9 protein-coding genes are annotated in these 13,533 nt (G+C 60.6%); 8 read left to right on the top strand and 1 reads right to left on the bottom strand.

All coding sequences use genetic code 11. The annotated features are described in order from the left end of the window. Positions 1–23: 23 nt before the first annotated feature. On the bottom strand, positions 24–992 hold the full coding sequence (ytfQ, locus tag NCHU2750_RS18040) for a galactofuranose ABC transporter, galactofuranose-binding protein YtfQ (protein WP_162939720.1): 969 nt from the start codon (positions 990–992) through the stop codon (positions 24–26). A 316-nt stretch (positions 993–1,308) separates the two neighbouring features. Here ytfQ and araD1 point away from each other — a divergent pair, with 316 nt between their 5' ends. From araD1 to NCHU2750_RS18000, 8 genes are all read left to right on the top strand, one after another. Beyond that, positions 1,309–2,301 carry an AraD1 family protein gene (araD1, locus tag NCHU2750_RS18035; RefSeq protein ID WP_119943503.1) on the top strand — a complete coding sequence of 331 codons (993 nt, stop codon included), beginning with the start codon at positions 1,309–1,311 and terminating at the stop codon, positions 2,299–2,301. Positions 2,302–2,308: 7 nt separating this feature from the next. After that, the gene (locus tag NCHU2750_RS18030; protein ID WP_119941824.1) at positions 2,309–3,235 is read left to right on the top strand and encodes a Gfo/Idh/MocA family protein; all 927 of its coding nucleotides are present in this window, start codon (positions 2,309–2,311) and stop codon (positions 3,233–3,235) included. 2 nt (positions 3,236–3,237) lie between these two features. After that, complete coding sequence (locus NCHU2750_RS18025; protein ID WP_245480278.1) at positions 3,238–5,082, top strand: IlvD/Edd family dehydratase; 1,845 nt, start codon at positions 3,238–3,240, stop codon at positions 5,080–5,082. Between the two features lie 101 nt (positions 5,083–5,183). Further along, a complete protein-coding gene (gene chvE / locus NCHU2750_RS18020) occupies positions 5,184–6,245 on the top strand; it encodes a multiple monosaccharide ABC transporter substrate-binding protein (RefSeq protein ID WP_119941823.1) in 1,062 nt (353 codons plus the stop codon). 56 nt (positions 6,246–6,301) lie between these two features. Beyond that, entirely contained in the window at positions 6,302–7,861 is a 1,560-nt protein-coding gene (gene mmsA, locus NCHU2750_RS18015; protein ID WP_119941821.1) for a multiple monosaccharide ABC transporter ATP-binding protein, read from the top strand. A gap of 3 nt (positions 7,862–7,864) precedes the next feature. Further along, complete coding sequence (gene mmsB, locus NCHU2750_RS18010) at positions 7,865–9,055, top strand: multiple monosaccharide ABC transporter permease (protein WP_119941819.1); 1,191 nt, start codon at positions 7,865–7,867, stop codon at positions 9,053–9,055. A gap of 326 nt (positions 9,056–9,381) precedes the next feature. Continuing rightward, on the top strand, positions 9,382–11,958 hold the full coding sequence (gene mprF / locus NCHU2750_RS18005) for a bifunctional lysylphosphatidylglycerol flippase/synthetase MprF (RefSeq protein WP_119943499.1): 2,577 nt from the start codon (positions 9,382–9,384) through the stop codon (positions 11,956–11,958). Further along, positions 11,955–13,424, top strand: a complete 1,470-nt coding sequence (locus NCHU2750_RS18000; protein ID WP_119941817.1) for a virulence factor family protein — start codon at positions 11,955–11,957, stop codon at positions 13,422–13,424. The genes mprF and NCHU2750_RS18000 overlap by 4 nt, the downstream gene beginning before the upstream one ends. The last annotated feature ends 109 nt before the right edge of the window (positions 13,425–13,533 follow it).

Here is a 13,533-nt window from a genome sequence, read left to right as displayed (position 1 = left end):
TCAAACGGCCGGAGAGCGGAAGATCAGTAGCCGAGGCCCTTCTTGGCTTCGTAGACCTTCATCGGATCGTCCTTCTGGGTATAGAGCTTCGATTCCGTCTGGATCCACTTCTTCGGCTCCTTCTTGTCCTTTAGATACGCATCGAGCGCATCGAAAGCAGGGCCGGCCATGTTCGGCGTCAGTTCGACGGTCGCATTGGCTTCGCCCTTGGCCATGGCCTGGAAGATATCCGGCACGGCATCGATCGAGACGACCTTGATGTCGGTGCCGGGCTTGAGGCCCGCTTCCTTGATCGCCTGGATGGCGCCGACGGCCATGTCGTCATTATGGGCGTAGACGGCGCAGATATCCTTGCCGCCGCCTTCGGCCTTGATGAAGCTTTCCATGACTTCCTTGCCCTTGGTGCGGGTGAAGTCACCGGTCTGCGAGCGGACGATCTTGATATTCTTGTGCGATGCGATCGCTTCCTCGAAGCCCTTCTTGCGGTTGATTGCCGGAGAAGAGCCGGTGGTGCCCTGCAGTTCCACGACCTTACAGTCCTTGGAACCCACATCCTTGGCGAGGAATTCGCCTGCGACCTTGCCTTCATAGACCTGGTCGGAGGTGACGGCCGTCAGGAAGAGATCCTTGGGGCTGTCGATTTCGCGGTCGAGCAGGATGACCGGGATCTTCTCTTCCTTGGCTTCCTTCAGCACCGCGTCCCATCCGGTGGATACGACCGGTGCGATCAGGATCGCGTCGACGCCCTGGGCGATGAAGCCGCGGATCGCCTTGATCTGGTTCTCCTGCTTCTGCTGGGCATCGGCAAATTTCAGCGTGATTCCCCGCTTCTCGGCTTCCTGTTTGGTCAACGTCGTTTCAGCAGCGCGCCAACCGGATTCCGATCCGATCTGCGAGAAGCCGACTGTCAGTGATTTTGCAGAAACGCCTGATGCAAGGCATGCGAACATAGCGGCAGCAGTTGCCGCGACGAGTGCTTTTTTCATCTCAATCCTCCCACAGATGATGAAGCAAACTGGCGGGTGAAGGATTGGCATATAATAATACTTTTTCAACCCCCAATTTGACGGGTTGCAAAGAAATCCAGCAAGTCCCCGAAAATTCTGGGAAAATACGTGCATATACCGCGACAATAGCCTAAAAATTGACCAATGCTGATTTACGCTTACGGAAAAAGACGTTCTTGACATCGCAGGAGAAAATCCAATAGTCGTATTTTTGAAGAACGTCAGGTCTTCGATCTGATGGGAGGACGGCATGGCCTGTGGAGGCGCCATGTCAAATCATGACAATTGGATGATGAAATCGATGCTGAGACTTCTGCAGATTGCCGATGATGCGGGTTCGATCACGGTTGTGGCATGGGAAGGTGAGGGGGCCGGCCGCGCCGTAAACGGCGTGTCGTCCACCTATGATCTTGCGATGCAGGCGATTGCCGCCGGCCGCAGCATCGCCTCGCAGATCGCGGTGCTCGGTTATGGCGCAGATGTCGATGTCAAGGCCGCTGCCCGCAAGGGTCGCGTCGGCCTGCCGATTTCCCATCCCGATCCGGCGCATTTCGTCGTCGCTGGTACCGGCCTCACGCATCTCGGTTCGGCCGATGGTCGCGACAAGATGCACAAGGCGGCCCAAGCGGAAGACAAGCCGACCGATTCGATGCGGATGTTCCTGCTCGGCGTCGAAGGCGGCAAGCCGAAGCCGGGCGAAGTCGGCGCACAGCCGGAATGGTTCTACAAGGGCAATGGCTCGCAGCTGAAGTCCACCGGTGCGGACCTCGTTTCACCCGCCTTCGCGCTCGATGGCGGTGAAGAGCCGGAACTTGCGGGCATCTATCTGATCGGTCCGGACGGCACCCCGTTCCGTGTCGGCTTCTGTCTCGCCAACGAGTTTTCCGACCACGTGACCGAGCGTGGCAACTATCTGTGGCTTGCTCATTCCAAGCTGCGGGAGGCATCGCTCGGACCGGAACTTTTGATCGGCGACCTGCCGGATCACGTCGAGGGCACGTCGCGCATCCGCCGTGGCAATGAGGTGATCTTCGAAAAGCCCTTCCTGTCGGGCGAAGCGAACATGTCCCACACGATCGCCAATCTCGAACATCACAATTTCAAATACGACATCTTCCGCGAACCGGGCGATCTGCATGTGCATTTCTTCGGCACGGCGACGCTTTCGGTTTCGCACGGCATCAAAACGCAAGTCGGTGACGTGTTTGAAATCGACGCCGCTCCGTTCAAGCTGCCGCTGGTGAATACGCTTGCCGTCGCCAGCGAGCGCCCCGTGGCGATCAAGAAGCTCTGAGGCGGCAATGGTCAATATTCGTCTCGCTATCGTCGGCTTGGGCAAGATCGCACGGGATCAACATCTCGGTGCGATCAAGGCGACCGACGATATCGATCTGGTTGCGGTTGCGAGCCGCCATGCCCAGCTCGACGGTGTGCACTGTTTTCACGACATTGCTGACCTGCTTGCCTCGGATGTCGAGATCGACGCCGTGTCTCTCTGCACGCCGCCGCAGGGCCGGTTCGAACAGGCCAAGGCCGCGATCGATGCCGGCAAGCATGTAATGCTGGAAAAGCCCCCGGGTGCGACGCTTTCGGAAGTGTTCGCGCTGGAGAAGCTTGCAGAGGCCAAGGGATTGACGCTGTTTGCCACCTGGCATTCGCGCGCTGCCGCGGCCGTCGAGCCGGCACGGGCCCTCATCGCCAAACGCAGGATCAAGAGCGTTTCCGTCGAATGGAAGGAAGATGTCCGTCACTGGCATCCGGGCCAGGCATGGATCTGGGAGCCGGGCGGGCTCGGCGTGTTCGATCCGGGCATCAATGCCCTGTCGATCGTCACCCGCATCATGCCGGAAACCTTCCAGCTGACCAGATCCAATCTGACTTTTCCGAAAAATCGCGCCGCGCCGATCGCTGCAAGCCTGACATTTGCAACGGCATCCGGCCTGCCGGTTACGGCCGAGTTCGATTGGCGCCAGACCGGCCCGCAGACCTGGGACATCCGCGTCGAGACCGAAGAAGGTCCGATCGTGTTGACCCATGGCGGAAGCCGGCTCATCGTCGATGGCGAGGCACAGATCGTCGAGGAAGATCGCGAATATCGCAACCTCTATCGGGATTTCGTCTCACTCGTGAACGAAGGCGCCAGCGACACAGATTTTTCGCCGTTGGTGCATGTGGCCGATGCCTTCCTGCTCGGCCGCCGCATCGAAACTGAAGCATTCGAGGACTGAAAATGACAAGTAACGGAAAGACTCCGTCCACCGATGTCGCCCAGGCTGACGGCAATAACGGCTTGAAGGGTCGCCTGCGTTCGCGGGCGTGGTTCGACAACCCGGACAATATCGACATGACGGCGCTTTATCTCGAGCGCTACATGAATTTCGGCCTCAGCCAGGCCGAACTGCAGTCGGATCGCCCGATCATCGGCATTGCGCAGACGGGTTCCGACCTGTCGCCCTGTAACCGCCATCACCTTGAGCTCGCGACGCGCCTGCGCGAAGGTATCCGTGAAGCCGGCGGTATCGCCATCGAATTCCCGGTCCATCCGATCCAGGAAACCGGCAAGCGCCCGACCGCCGGCCTCGACCGTAACCTCGCCTATCTCGGCCTTGTCGAAGTGCTTTACGGTTATCCGCTCGATGCCGTCGTGCTGACCATCGGCTGCGACAAGACCACGCCGGCCTGTCTTATGGCCGCGGCCACCGTCAACATCCCGTCGATCGCGCTGTCGGTCGGCCCGATGCTGAACGGATGGTTCCGCGGCGAGCGCACCGGCTCAGGCACGATCGTCTGGAAGGCGCGCGAACTTCTGGCGAAGGGCGAGATCGACTATGCCGGCTTCGTCAAGCTGGTCGCGTCTTCCGCTCCGTCCACCGGCTATTGCAACACGATGGGCACGGCCACGACGATGAACTCGCTCGCCGAGGCGCTCGGCATGCAGCTTCCGGGTTCGGCCGCCATTCCGGCTCCCTATCGCGACCGCCAGGAAATTGCCTATCTGACCGGTCTTCGCATCGTCGAGATGGTCAAGGAAGACCTGAAGCCGTCCGACATCCTGACCAAAGACGCCTTCGTCAACGCAATCCGCGTCAACTCGGCAATCGGCGGTTCGACCAATGCGCCGATCCACCTCAACGCGCTTGCCCGTCATATCGGCGTGGAACTGACGGTCGACGACTGGCAGACCTATGGCGAGGAAGTGCCGCTTCTCGTCAACCTGCAGCCGGCCGGCGAATATCTCGGCGAGGACTATTACCATGCCGGCGGCGTTCCGGCGGTCGTCAACCAGCTGATGGGCCAGGGCCTGATCAACGAGGATGCGATCACCGTCAACGGCAAGACGATCGGCGAAAACTGCCGCGGCGCGATCATCGAAGACGACAAGGTGATCAAGCGCTACGAAGAGCCGCTCAAGGAGCGTGCCGGCTTCCGCGTGCTGCGCGGCAACCTGTTCTCTTCCGCGATCATGAAGACCAGCGTCATTTCGCCGGAATTCCGCGAGCGCTACCTGTCCAATCCGAAGGACCCGATGGCGTTCGAAGGCAAGGCTGTGGTGTTCGACGGTCCGGAGGATTATCATCACCGTATCGACGACCCGTCGCTCGGCATTGACGAGCATACGGTGCTGTTCATGCGCGGTGCCGGCCCGATCGGTTATCCGGGTGCCGCCGAAGTCGTCAACATGCGTGCGCCGGACTACCTTCTCAAAAGAGGTATCAGCTCGCTTGCCTGCATCGGCGACGGTCGCCAGTCCGGTACGTCCGGCAGCCCGTCGATCCTTAACGCTTCTCCGGAAGCGGCGGCCGGCGGCGGTCTGGCAGTGCTGAAGACCGGCGACCGGGTGCGCATCGACCTCGGCCGCGGCGAAGCCAATATCCTGATTTCCGACGACGAGCTTGCCGCCCGTCGCCGTGATCTGGATGCCAATGGCGGCTATCACTATCCGAAGCACCAGACGCCTTGGCAGGAAATCCAGCGCGGCATCGTCGGACAGATGGAAACCGGTGCGGTTCTCGAACCGGCCGTGAAATACCAGCGTATCGCACAGACCGAAGGACTGCCGCGCGACAACCACTGACGCGCATGCCAGTCACCGTCGGACGGCAAGGAGGCCGTCCGACGCAGGAGGATCAAGATCGGCGGCTCGTTGGGAGCCGACCCGTTAGGAGGAGTGTACTTATGAAAATTTTGAAGTTTCTGACCACCGCGGCGATGCTGGCCTCGATGGCCGTCGCAGCCCCCGCATGGTCCGCGGACAAGGGCCTCGTCGGCGTTGCCATGCCGACCAAGTCTTCCGCCCGCTGGATCGCCGACGGCGACAACATGATCAAGGTCCTGAAGGAACGCGGCTACGATACCGATCTTCAGTATGCTGAAGACGATATCCCGAACCAGCTCTCCCAGATCGAGAACATGATCACCAAGGGCGCCAAGGTTCTGGTCGTTGCCTCGATCGACGGCACGACGCTGTCGGACGTTCTGGCCCAGGCACACAGCGCCGGCATCAAGGTCATCGCCTATGACCGCCTGATCCGCGACACGCCGAATGTCGACTATTACGCGACGTTCGACAACTTCCAGGTCGGCGTCCTGCAGGCAACCTCGCTGGTCAAGGCTCTCAAGGCCGACACAGAAAAGGGCCCGTTCAACATCGAGCTCTTCGGCGGTTCGCCGGACGACAACAACGCCTACTTCTTCTACGATGGTGCGATGAGCGTGCTGCAGCCGCTGATCGACAAGGGCACGCTCGTGGTCGGTTCCGGCCAGACCGGCATGGACAAGGTCGCCACCCTGCGCTGGGACCCGGCAACTGCCCAGGCCCGCATGGACGCCATCCTGTCCTCGACCTATTCCGACAAGAAGCTCAACGCCGTTCTGTCTCCCTATGACGGTATCTCGATCGGCATCCTGTCGTCGCTGAAGGGCGTCGGCTACGGTTCCGGCGACATGCCGATGCCGTTCGTGTCCGGCCAGGACGCCGAAGTACCTTCGGTCAAGTCGATCATGGCGGGCGAGCAGTATTCGACGATCTTCAAGGATACCCGCGACCTCGCCAAGGTCACCGTCGACATGGTCGATGCGGTGATGAACGGCAAGGAGCCGCAGGTCAACGACACCAAGACCTACAATAACGGCGTCAAGGTCGTTCCGTCCTACCTTCTGAAGCCGGTTGCCATCGACAAGACCAATGTCGATCTCCTGATCAAGAGCGGCTACTACAAGGAAGACCAGCTCAAGTAATCGTCAAGGCCGCGCGGTGCCTTCGCCGCGCGGCCTCTTCATATTGGGAGTTGTTCATGCTTGATCCCGTATTGTCTGTGGCGGAAAAACCGCCGATCCTCGAGATGCGAGGCATTTCCAAGAGCTTTGGCGCGGTCAAGGCGCTTTCCGACGTGAGTTTTACCGTCCGGGAAGGCGAAATTCATGCGCTGGTCGGCGAAAACGGTGCCGGCAAGTCGACGCTGATGAAGGTCCTGTCGGGGGTCTACCCCCACGGTTCCTATGAGGGCTCGATCCTGTTCGGTGGCGAGGAGCGTCAGTTCCGCGACATCAACGATTCCGAAAAGCTCGGCATCATCATCATCCACCAGGAGCTCGCGCTCATTCCTCTGATGTCGATTGCCGAGAATATTTTCCTCGCCAATGCGCCATCGAAATTCGGCGTGATCGACCGCGACGCCCGCTATATCCGCACCAAGGAACTGCTCGCGAAGGTCGGGCTTACCGAAGCGCCGGAGACGCTGATCACCAATCTCGGCGTCGGCAAGCAGCAGCTCGTGGAAATCGCCAAGGCGCTGTCGAAGGATGTGCGCCTGCTGATCCTCGACGAGCCCACCGCGTCGCTCAACGAGACCGACAGCGCCGCCCTTCTGGAACTCCTGAAGGAATTCCGTCGTCGTGGCATCACCTCGATCATGATCAGCCACAAGCTGAACGAGATCACCGAAGTCGCCGACCGCATTACGGTTCTGCGCGACGGCCGCACGGTCGGCACGATGGATTGCCACGAAGGTCCGGTCGATGAGGACGAAATCGTCCGCCGCATGGTCGACCGCGATCTTGAGAGCCGATATCCGGCCCGTACGCCGAAGATCGGCGACGTCATTTTCGAGGTCGAGAACTGGTCGGTCTTCCATCCGCAGCATTCCAGCCGGCAGATGGTCAAGAACGTGTCGATGAAAGTGCGTGCCGGCGAGGTGGTCGGCATTTCCGGCCTGATGGGGGCCGGGCGTACCGAATTCGCCATGAGCGTGTTCGGCCGCACCTATGGCCGCGACATTACCGGGACCGTGAAGATCCACGGTAAGGAAGCCGATACGTCAGACGTCCACAAGGCGATCAAAGCAGGGCTTGCCTATGTCACCGAAGACCGCAAGCATCTCGGGCTGATCCTTGCCGAGGACATCCGCAAGAACGTCTCGCTTGCGCATCTTGGCGGCGTCTCGTCCTCGGGCGTGATCGACGACATCAAGGAAATGAAGGTGGCGCAGGAATTCCGCAGCCGCATGCGGATCCGTAGCCACAATGTCTACCAGGAAACCGGCAAGCTTTCCGGCGGCAACCAGCAGAAGGTCGTCCTGTCGAAATGGCTGTTCACCGGCCCGGACATCCTGATCCTCGATGAGCCGACACGCGGTATCGATGTCGGCGCCAAATACGAAATCTATTCCATCATCAACGAACTTGCGGATGCCGGCAAGGCAGTCGTCGTGATCTCGTCGGAAATGCCGGAGCTGATCGGCACCTGCGACCGGATCATGGTGATGCACGAGGGAGAGTTCGTCGGCGAAGTCGCCGGCGAAGAGGCAACGCAGGAAAATATCATGCGCGCCATCATGCGCCGCAAAGGGAGATAATCCATGAGCACCCCACAGGAAGCAATTGTCGCTCCCAAAGCGGCGACAGGGTTCTGGAAGGACAATCTTCGCGATTACGGCATGCTGATTTCGCTGGTCGTCATCGTCATCTTCTTCCAGATCATGACCGACGGCATTCTTCTGAAGCCGCTCAACGTCACCAATATCGTGCTGCAGAACGCCTATATCGTCATCATGGCGCTCGGCATGCTGATGGTCATCGTCACCGGCCATATCGATCTTTCTGTCGGCTCCGTCGCCGGCTTCATCGGCGGGCTCGCGGGCCTGCTGATGGTCCGATGGGGCGTCGATATCTGGCTGGCGATCATCGCCTGCCTGATTGCCGGCGGCATTATCGGCGGTGTTCAGGGCTATTTCGTCGCCTATTTCAAGATACCGTCCTTCATCGTCACACTTGCCGGCATGCTGGTGTTCCGCGGCTTCATGATCGCGATCCTGGGCAGCCAGGCGATCGGTCCGTTCCCGCCGATCTTCCAGAAGCTGTCCTCGGGCTATCTCGTCGAACTCATTTCGTCCGACGGCGGCATCTACCTGACCTCGCTCATCGTCGGCATCCTGCTTGCCGTCGCAATGGTCTGGCAGAATTTCCGCAGCCGTGGCCGCCGAGTGGTGCACGGGGTCGAGAGCGAGCCGATGGGCTTCTTCATCGGCAAGAATATCGTCGTATTTGCCGCCATCGCCTATGTGGCCTATCTGATCGCCTCGCATCGCGGCCTGCCGAATGTGATGATCATCATGGCCGTGCTGATCGTCGCCTACGGCTTCTTCACCAACCGCACCATCCTTGGACGGCAGATCTATGCCGTCGGCGGCAATGCGCGTGCGGCGGAACTGTCGGGCATCAAGACGACGCGGCTGGTGTTCTGGACTTTCGTCAACATGGGCGTGCTCGCGGCACTGGCCGGTCTCGTCGTTGCGGCCCGCCTCAACAGCGCCACGCCGAAGGCCGGTACCGGTTTCGAGCTCGACGTCATCGCGGCCTGCTTCATCGGCGGCGCTTCGGCTTACGGCGGCGTCGGCAAGGTGACGGGTGCCGTCATCGGCGCCTTCCTGATGGGTGTGATGAACAACGGCATGTCGATCCTCGGCATCGGCATCGACTACCAGCAGGTCATCAAGGGGCTGGTGCTGCTCGGCGCCGTCTGCGTCGACGTCTACAACCAGCGCCGCTGACGAATTCCGATTTCCGCAATGACCAAGGGGCGCGAAAGCGCCCCTTTTGGCGTTTGGGCCATGGGCGGCCGGATCGCTGTTTGCAGCATTCGATGCTGGCCGCGGCTGTTGCCATCGCCGGCCACTCCGCACAGGCCGGGGCGCCCTGTTCATCTATCGAGGGCGACAGTATTTCCCCACTCCATATGCGGGAATTCCTTCTCATTTGGTGATCGCGATCAACAACCGTGATGGCCGGATGACACACTTAAGCCTTGATCGAATTGCTTTTCCCTGCGCAATTGCCACTTCCCGATTTCCAGCTTGTCTCGAAGGCAAAGCAATCCATGGCGTCCAACAGTCGTTACAGTCGAATTCGAGAGTTTTTTCAGGAGCATCGCGGCATATTCGTGCCGCTCGTCGTGCTCGTGGTTTTCGGCTTTACCTCATTTGCGATCTATGAGCTGACCACTGAGGTCAGTTACGACGACGTCATCGCGGCGCTGATGGCGACGGAATGGTCGTCGGTTGCTCTCGCCATCTTCTTTACCGGACTGAGCTTTGCGGCGCTGGTGGGCTACGATCTCAATGCCTTGACCTATATTGGCCGGAAACTGCCGACGGTGCCGGTGGCGATGACCGCATTCAGCGCCTATGCCGTCGGAAACACAGCCGGCTTCGGCGCGCTCAGCGGCGGCGCCATCCGCTTCCGCGGCTACTCGCGGCTCGGCCTGTCTCCGGAAGATATCGGTCGGGTCATCGCCTTCGTCACATTCGCCTTCGGTATCGGCCTGCTTTCGGTTACCGCGCTTGCCTGCCTGGCCACGGCACCGCGCATGGGCGACGTTATCGGCGTGGACCCAAACATCATCCGCGGCGTGGCACTGGTCATCATTATCGCGCTTTCGATTCTGGTCTTCATCGGGCGTGATGGGCGGGTAATCACCATCGGGCATGTGCATGTGCGCCTGCCGGACAGCCGGACATCGTCGCAGCAGTTCCTGGTGACTGCGCTCGATATCGCCGCATCGGCCTCGACACTTTATGTTCTCCTGCCGCATACGGATCTCGGCTGGCCCTCCTTCCTTGCCATCTATGCAACGGCGGTCGGGGCCGGCGTCCTCAGCCACGTCCCGGCGGGGCTCGGCGTGTTCGAGACGGTCATCGTCGCGGCGCTCGGCAATACGGTCGATATCGATCAGGTGCTCGGCAGCTTGGTTCTCTATCGCGTCATCTATCACGTTCTGCCGCTGCTCATTGCAACGCTGTTCGTCATCGTGCTCGAGGCGCGGCAGCTGGCGAACCATCCGGTGGCATCGACTTTGCGCAAGCTGGAATTCCGGCTGGCGCCGATGCTGCTTTCCGCCTTTGCGCTGCTGGCCGGCGCCATGCTGGTGCTGTCGAGCGTCACGCCGACGCCCGACTGGAATCTCGATTTCCTCGGTGATTACCTGCCGGAGCCTCTGGTGGAAGGCGCGCATTTCCTCTCCAGCGTCATCGGCATCCTGCTCTTCGTCTCGGCCCGCGGCATCGGGCAGAGGCTGGACGGTGCCTGGTGGACGGCAACGATCTGTACTGCGCTTGGCCTGCTGTTTTCGCTGGTCAAGGCGCTGGCGCTGTTCGAGGCGATCTTCCTCGCGATCCTGCTTGCCGGCCTGCTGCTCAGCGCCAAGCAGTTCAATCGACCGGCCTCGATGCTGCGCCAGGCGCTCACTCCACCATGGATCGTCGCCATGCTGATCCTTGTCGCGGCGGCAACGACGATCCTGTTCTTCGTCTATCGTGAAGTGGATTACAGCCGGGAACTCTGGTGGCAGTTCGAATTCGAGGCCGAGGCGCCGCGCGGCCTGCGTGCGACGCTCGGGATTGCCATCGTGGCCGCCGTCGTATCGATCTTCAGCCTTTTGAGGCCGGCCGTGCGACGCTCGCAACCGTCTTCGAGCGACGACCTCGCGCAGGCGACCGAAATCGCCATGGCGCAGGATTATGCCGACGCCAATCTTGTGCGAATGGGCGACAAGCGGCTGATGTTCTCGACGAGTGGCAAGTCCTTCATCATGTACGGTATCCAGGGGCGGTCGTGGATTGCGCTGTTCGACCCGGTCGGCCCGAGCGAAGAAGCCGCGGAACTCGTCTGGCGCTTCGTCGAGGAAGCACGGACCGGCGGCGGCCGGGCTGTGTTCTACCAGATCTCGCCGGATCTTCTTGCTTCCTGTACCGATGCCGGCATGCGCGCCTTCCGGCTCGGCGAACTTGCGGTCGTCGATCTGCCAGCCTTCGAATTGAAGGGAAGCCGGCTTGCTGCCTTGCGCCAGGCGATCAACAAGGGGGTCCGCGAAGGGCTCGAGTTCGAGTTGCTGCAGCCGGAAGAGGTGGCACCGCATCTTGCCGAGCTGAGGGCCGTTTCCGATGCATGGCTCGACGACCACAATACGCGCGAGAAGACCTTCTCGCTGGGTGCGTTCCGGGACGATTACGTTCTGGCCCAGCCCGTCGCCATCCTCAGGAAAGAAGGCCAGGTCGTTGCCTTCGCCACGCTTGCAGTGACCGGCACGCGTCAAGAGGGCACGGTCGATCTGATGCGTTTCATGCCGGATGCGCCAAAAGGATCGATGGACTTTCTTTTCGTCAAGATCATGGAGTATCTGCGGGACCAAGGGTTCAGGCAGTTCAATCTCGGCATGGCGCCGCTTTCGGGCATGGCACAGCGGGAATCGGCGCCGGCCTGGGACCGGATCGGCAGCGTGATCTTTGAACACGGCGAAAGATTCTACAATTTCAAAGGCCTGAAGGCCTTCAAGTCAAAGTTTCAACCGCGATGGGAACCGCGTTATCTGGCTGTATCGGGCATTGGGCCCGCCGTGGCGATGATGGATGCGACGCTTCTGATCGGTGGTGGATTAAGAGGAGTGGTCGGTAAATGAAGCTATGTCTTTCCCTGGTTGTGGCGCTCGGCCTCAGTTCGGCCGCAGTGTCGGTCAGCCAAGCCCAGACACAGGCTCCGGCTCCGGCCGTTACGCAGGATAGTGCCCAGGGTCAGGCTCCGGCCACCGCGGCAGCCCAAAATCCGGCCCAAGCTGCAGCACCGGGCCAGGCATCCGATCAGGATTACCAGACCGGTCTCGTGCCTTCGCCGCATATCTATCTGCCGCAGGGGCAGGATCTCACCGCAATGGTGTTCCTGCTGTCCGATGCCAAGGGTTGGGGACCTTCCGAAGAGGCTCAGGCCAAGGAACTGGTGGATAACGGTGCGGCCGTCGTCGGCATCGATTTCCCGTCCTACATGAAGTCGCTCGCCACCGATGACGGCGATTGCATCTACATGGTCTCGGATATCGAGGATATTTCGCAGCAGGTTCAGCGACGCCTCGGCAACCGCGAATACCGGCACCCAATCCTGGCCGGTGCGAAGGAAGGCGGCGCGCTGGCGCTGGCCATGATCGCGCAATCGCCTTTCGCCACGATCGGCAGCGCGATCGCCGTCGATCCGACGGAAGTCATTCCGCTGACCAAGGAATTGTGCACGCCGGCCGACAAGCGCGTCACCGATACCGGCATCGTCTACGGGCTGACGGATGGCGCATTGCCTGCGCCGGTGACCATCGCCTTTACGCCTGATGCGGATCAGGCCGGCAAGACGCATGCCTTGAGCCTCAAGCAGGATCACAGCGACATCGTCATCAAGGAAACATCCGACGACGCCGAGGAATATCTGTCCAGCTGGCTCGGCAACCAGATGACGGCAGCAAAGCCGGAAGGGGCGCTCGACCTGCCGCTCTCTATCCTGGAGACCAAGCCGACCATGGATACGATGGCAATCATCTATTCCGGCGACGGCGGATGGCGCGACATCGACAGCGAGCTCGGCGAATATTTCCAGTCTCAGGGCCTGCCGACGGTCGGTGTTGATTCACTGCGCTATTTCTGGACCAAGCGCACCCCGCAGGAAACGGCCGCGGACATGAAACGCATCATCGATACCTACACGGCCAAGTGGGGTGTCTCGAATGTGGTGCTGATCGGCTATTCCTTCGGCGCCGATATCATTCCCGCCTCCTATAATCTTCTGCCGAAGGCGGAGAAGCGTAAGGTCAAGCAGCTCTCGCTGCTGGCTCTGTCGAAGGAAGTCGATTTCGAGATCTCTGTCACCGGCTGGCTCGGCATGGCGGGATCGGGCGACGGCGGCACGACCACCGACGACATCGCTAAGATCAAGAGCAGCCTTGTCCAATGCGTCTACGGTACGGACGAGGACGATGATCCATGCCCGACAATGAAGGCATCCGGGGTGGAAGCCGTGCCGATCGACGGCGGCCACCATTTCGACGAGGACTATCAGGCGCTCGGCAAGGTTATCCTCGACAGCCTGCAGAAGCGTCTGCCGAAATAAGCAGGCGGAACGGCCGCGCCGCGAGAATATGGGATGATCCGGTCCGGGAAAATGTCCCGGATCACGGCCGACCCACGGTTTCGTGAACAAGGGTCTTGAGTTTCATTCA

It is taken from the genome of Neorhizobium sp. NCHU2750 (assembly GCF_003597675.1).
Lineage (GTDB): Bacteria > Pseudomonadota > Alphaproteobacteria > Rhizobiales > Rhizobiaceae > Neorhizobium.
This window is presented reverse-complemented; position numbering and strand designations above follow the sequence as displayed.

Excerpts from the sequence above, each read along its gene's own strand:
- araD1 (WP_119943503.1), top strand. The coding sequence starts at position 1,309 with ATGCTGAGACTTCTGCAGATTGCCGATGATGCGGGTTCGATCACGGTT.
- NCHU2750_RS18030 (WP_119941824.1), top strand. The coding sequence starts at position 2,309 with ATGGTCAATATTCGTCTCGCTATCGTCGGCTTGGGCAAGATCGCACGG.
- NCHU2750_RS18025 (WP_245480278.1), top strand. The coding sequence starts at position 3,238 with ATGACAAGTAACGGAAAGACTCCGTCCACCGATGTCGCCCAGGCTGAC.
- chvE (WP_119941823.1), top strand. The coding sequence starts at position 5,184 with ATGAAAATTTTGAAGTTTCTGACCACCGCGGCGATGCTGGCCTCGATG.
- mmsA (WP_119941821.1), top strand. The coding sequence starts at position 6,302 with ATGCTTGATCCCGTATTGTCTGTGGCGGAAAAACCGCCGATCCTCGAG.
- mmsB (WP_119941819.1), top strand. The coding sequence starts at position 7,865 with ATGAGCACCCCACAGGAAGCAATTGTCGCTCCCAAAGCGGCGACAGGG.
- mprF (WP_119943499.1), top strand. The coding sequence starts at position 9,382 with ATGGCGTCCAACAGTCGTTACAGTCGAATTCGAGAGTTTTTTCAGGAG.
- NCHU2750_RS18000 (WP_119941817.1), top strand. The coding sequence starts at position 11,955 with ATGAAGCTATGTCTTTCCCTGGTTGTGGCGCTCGGCCTCAGTTCGGCC.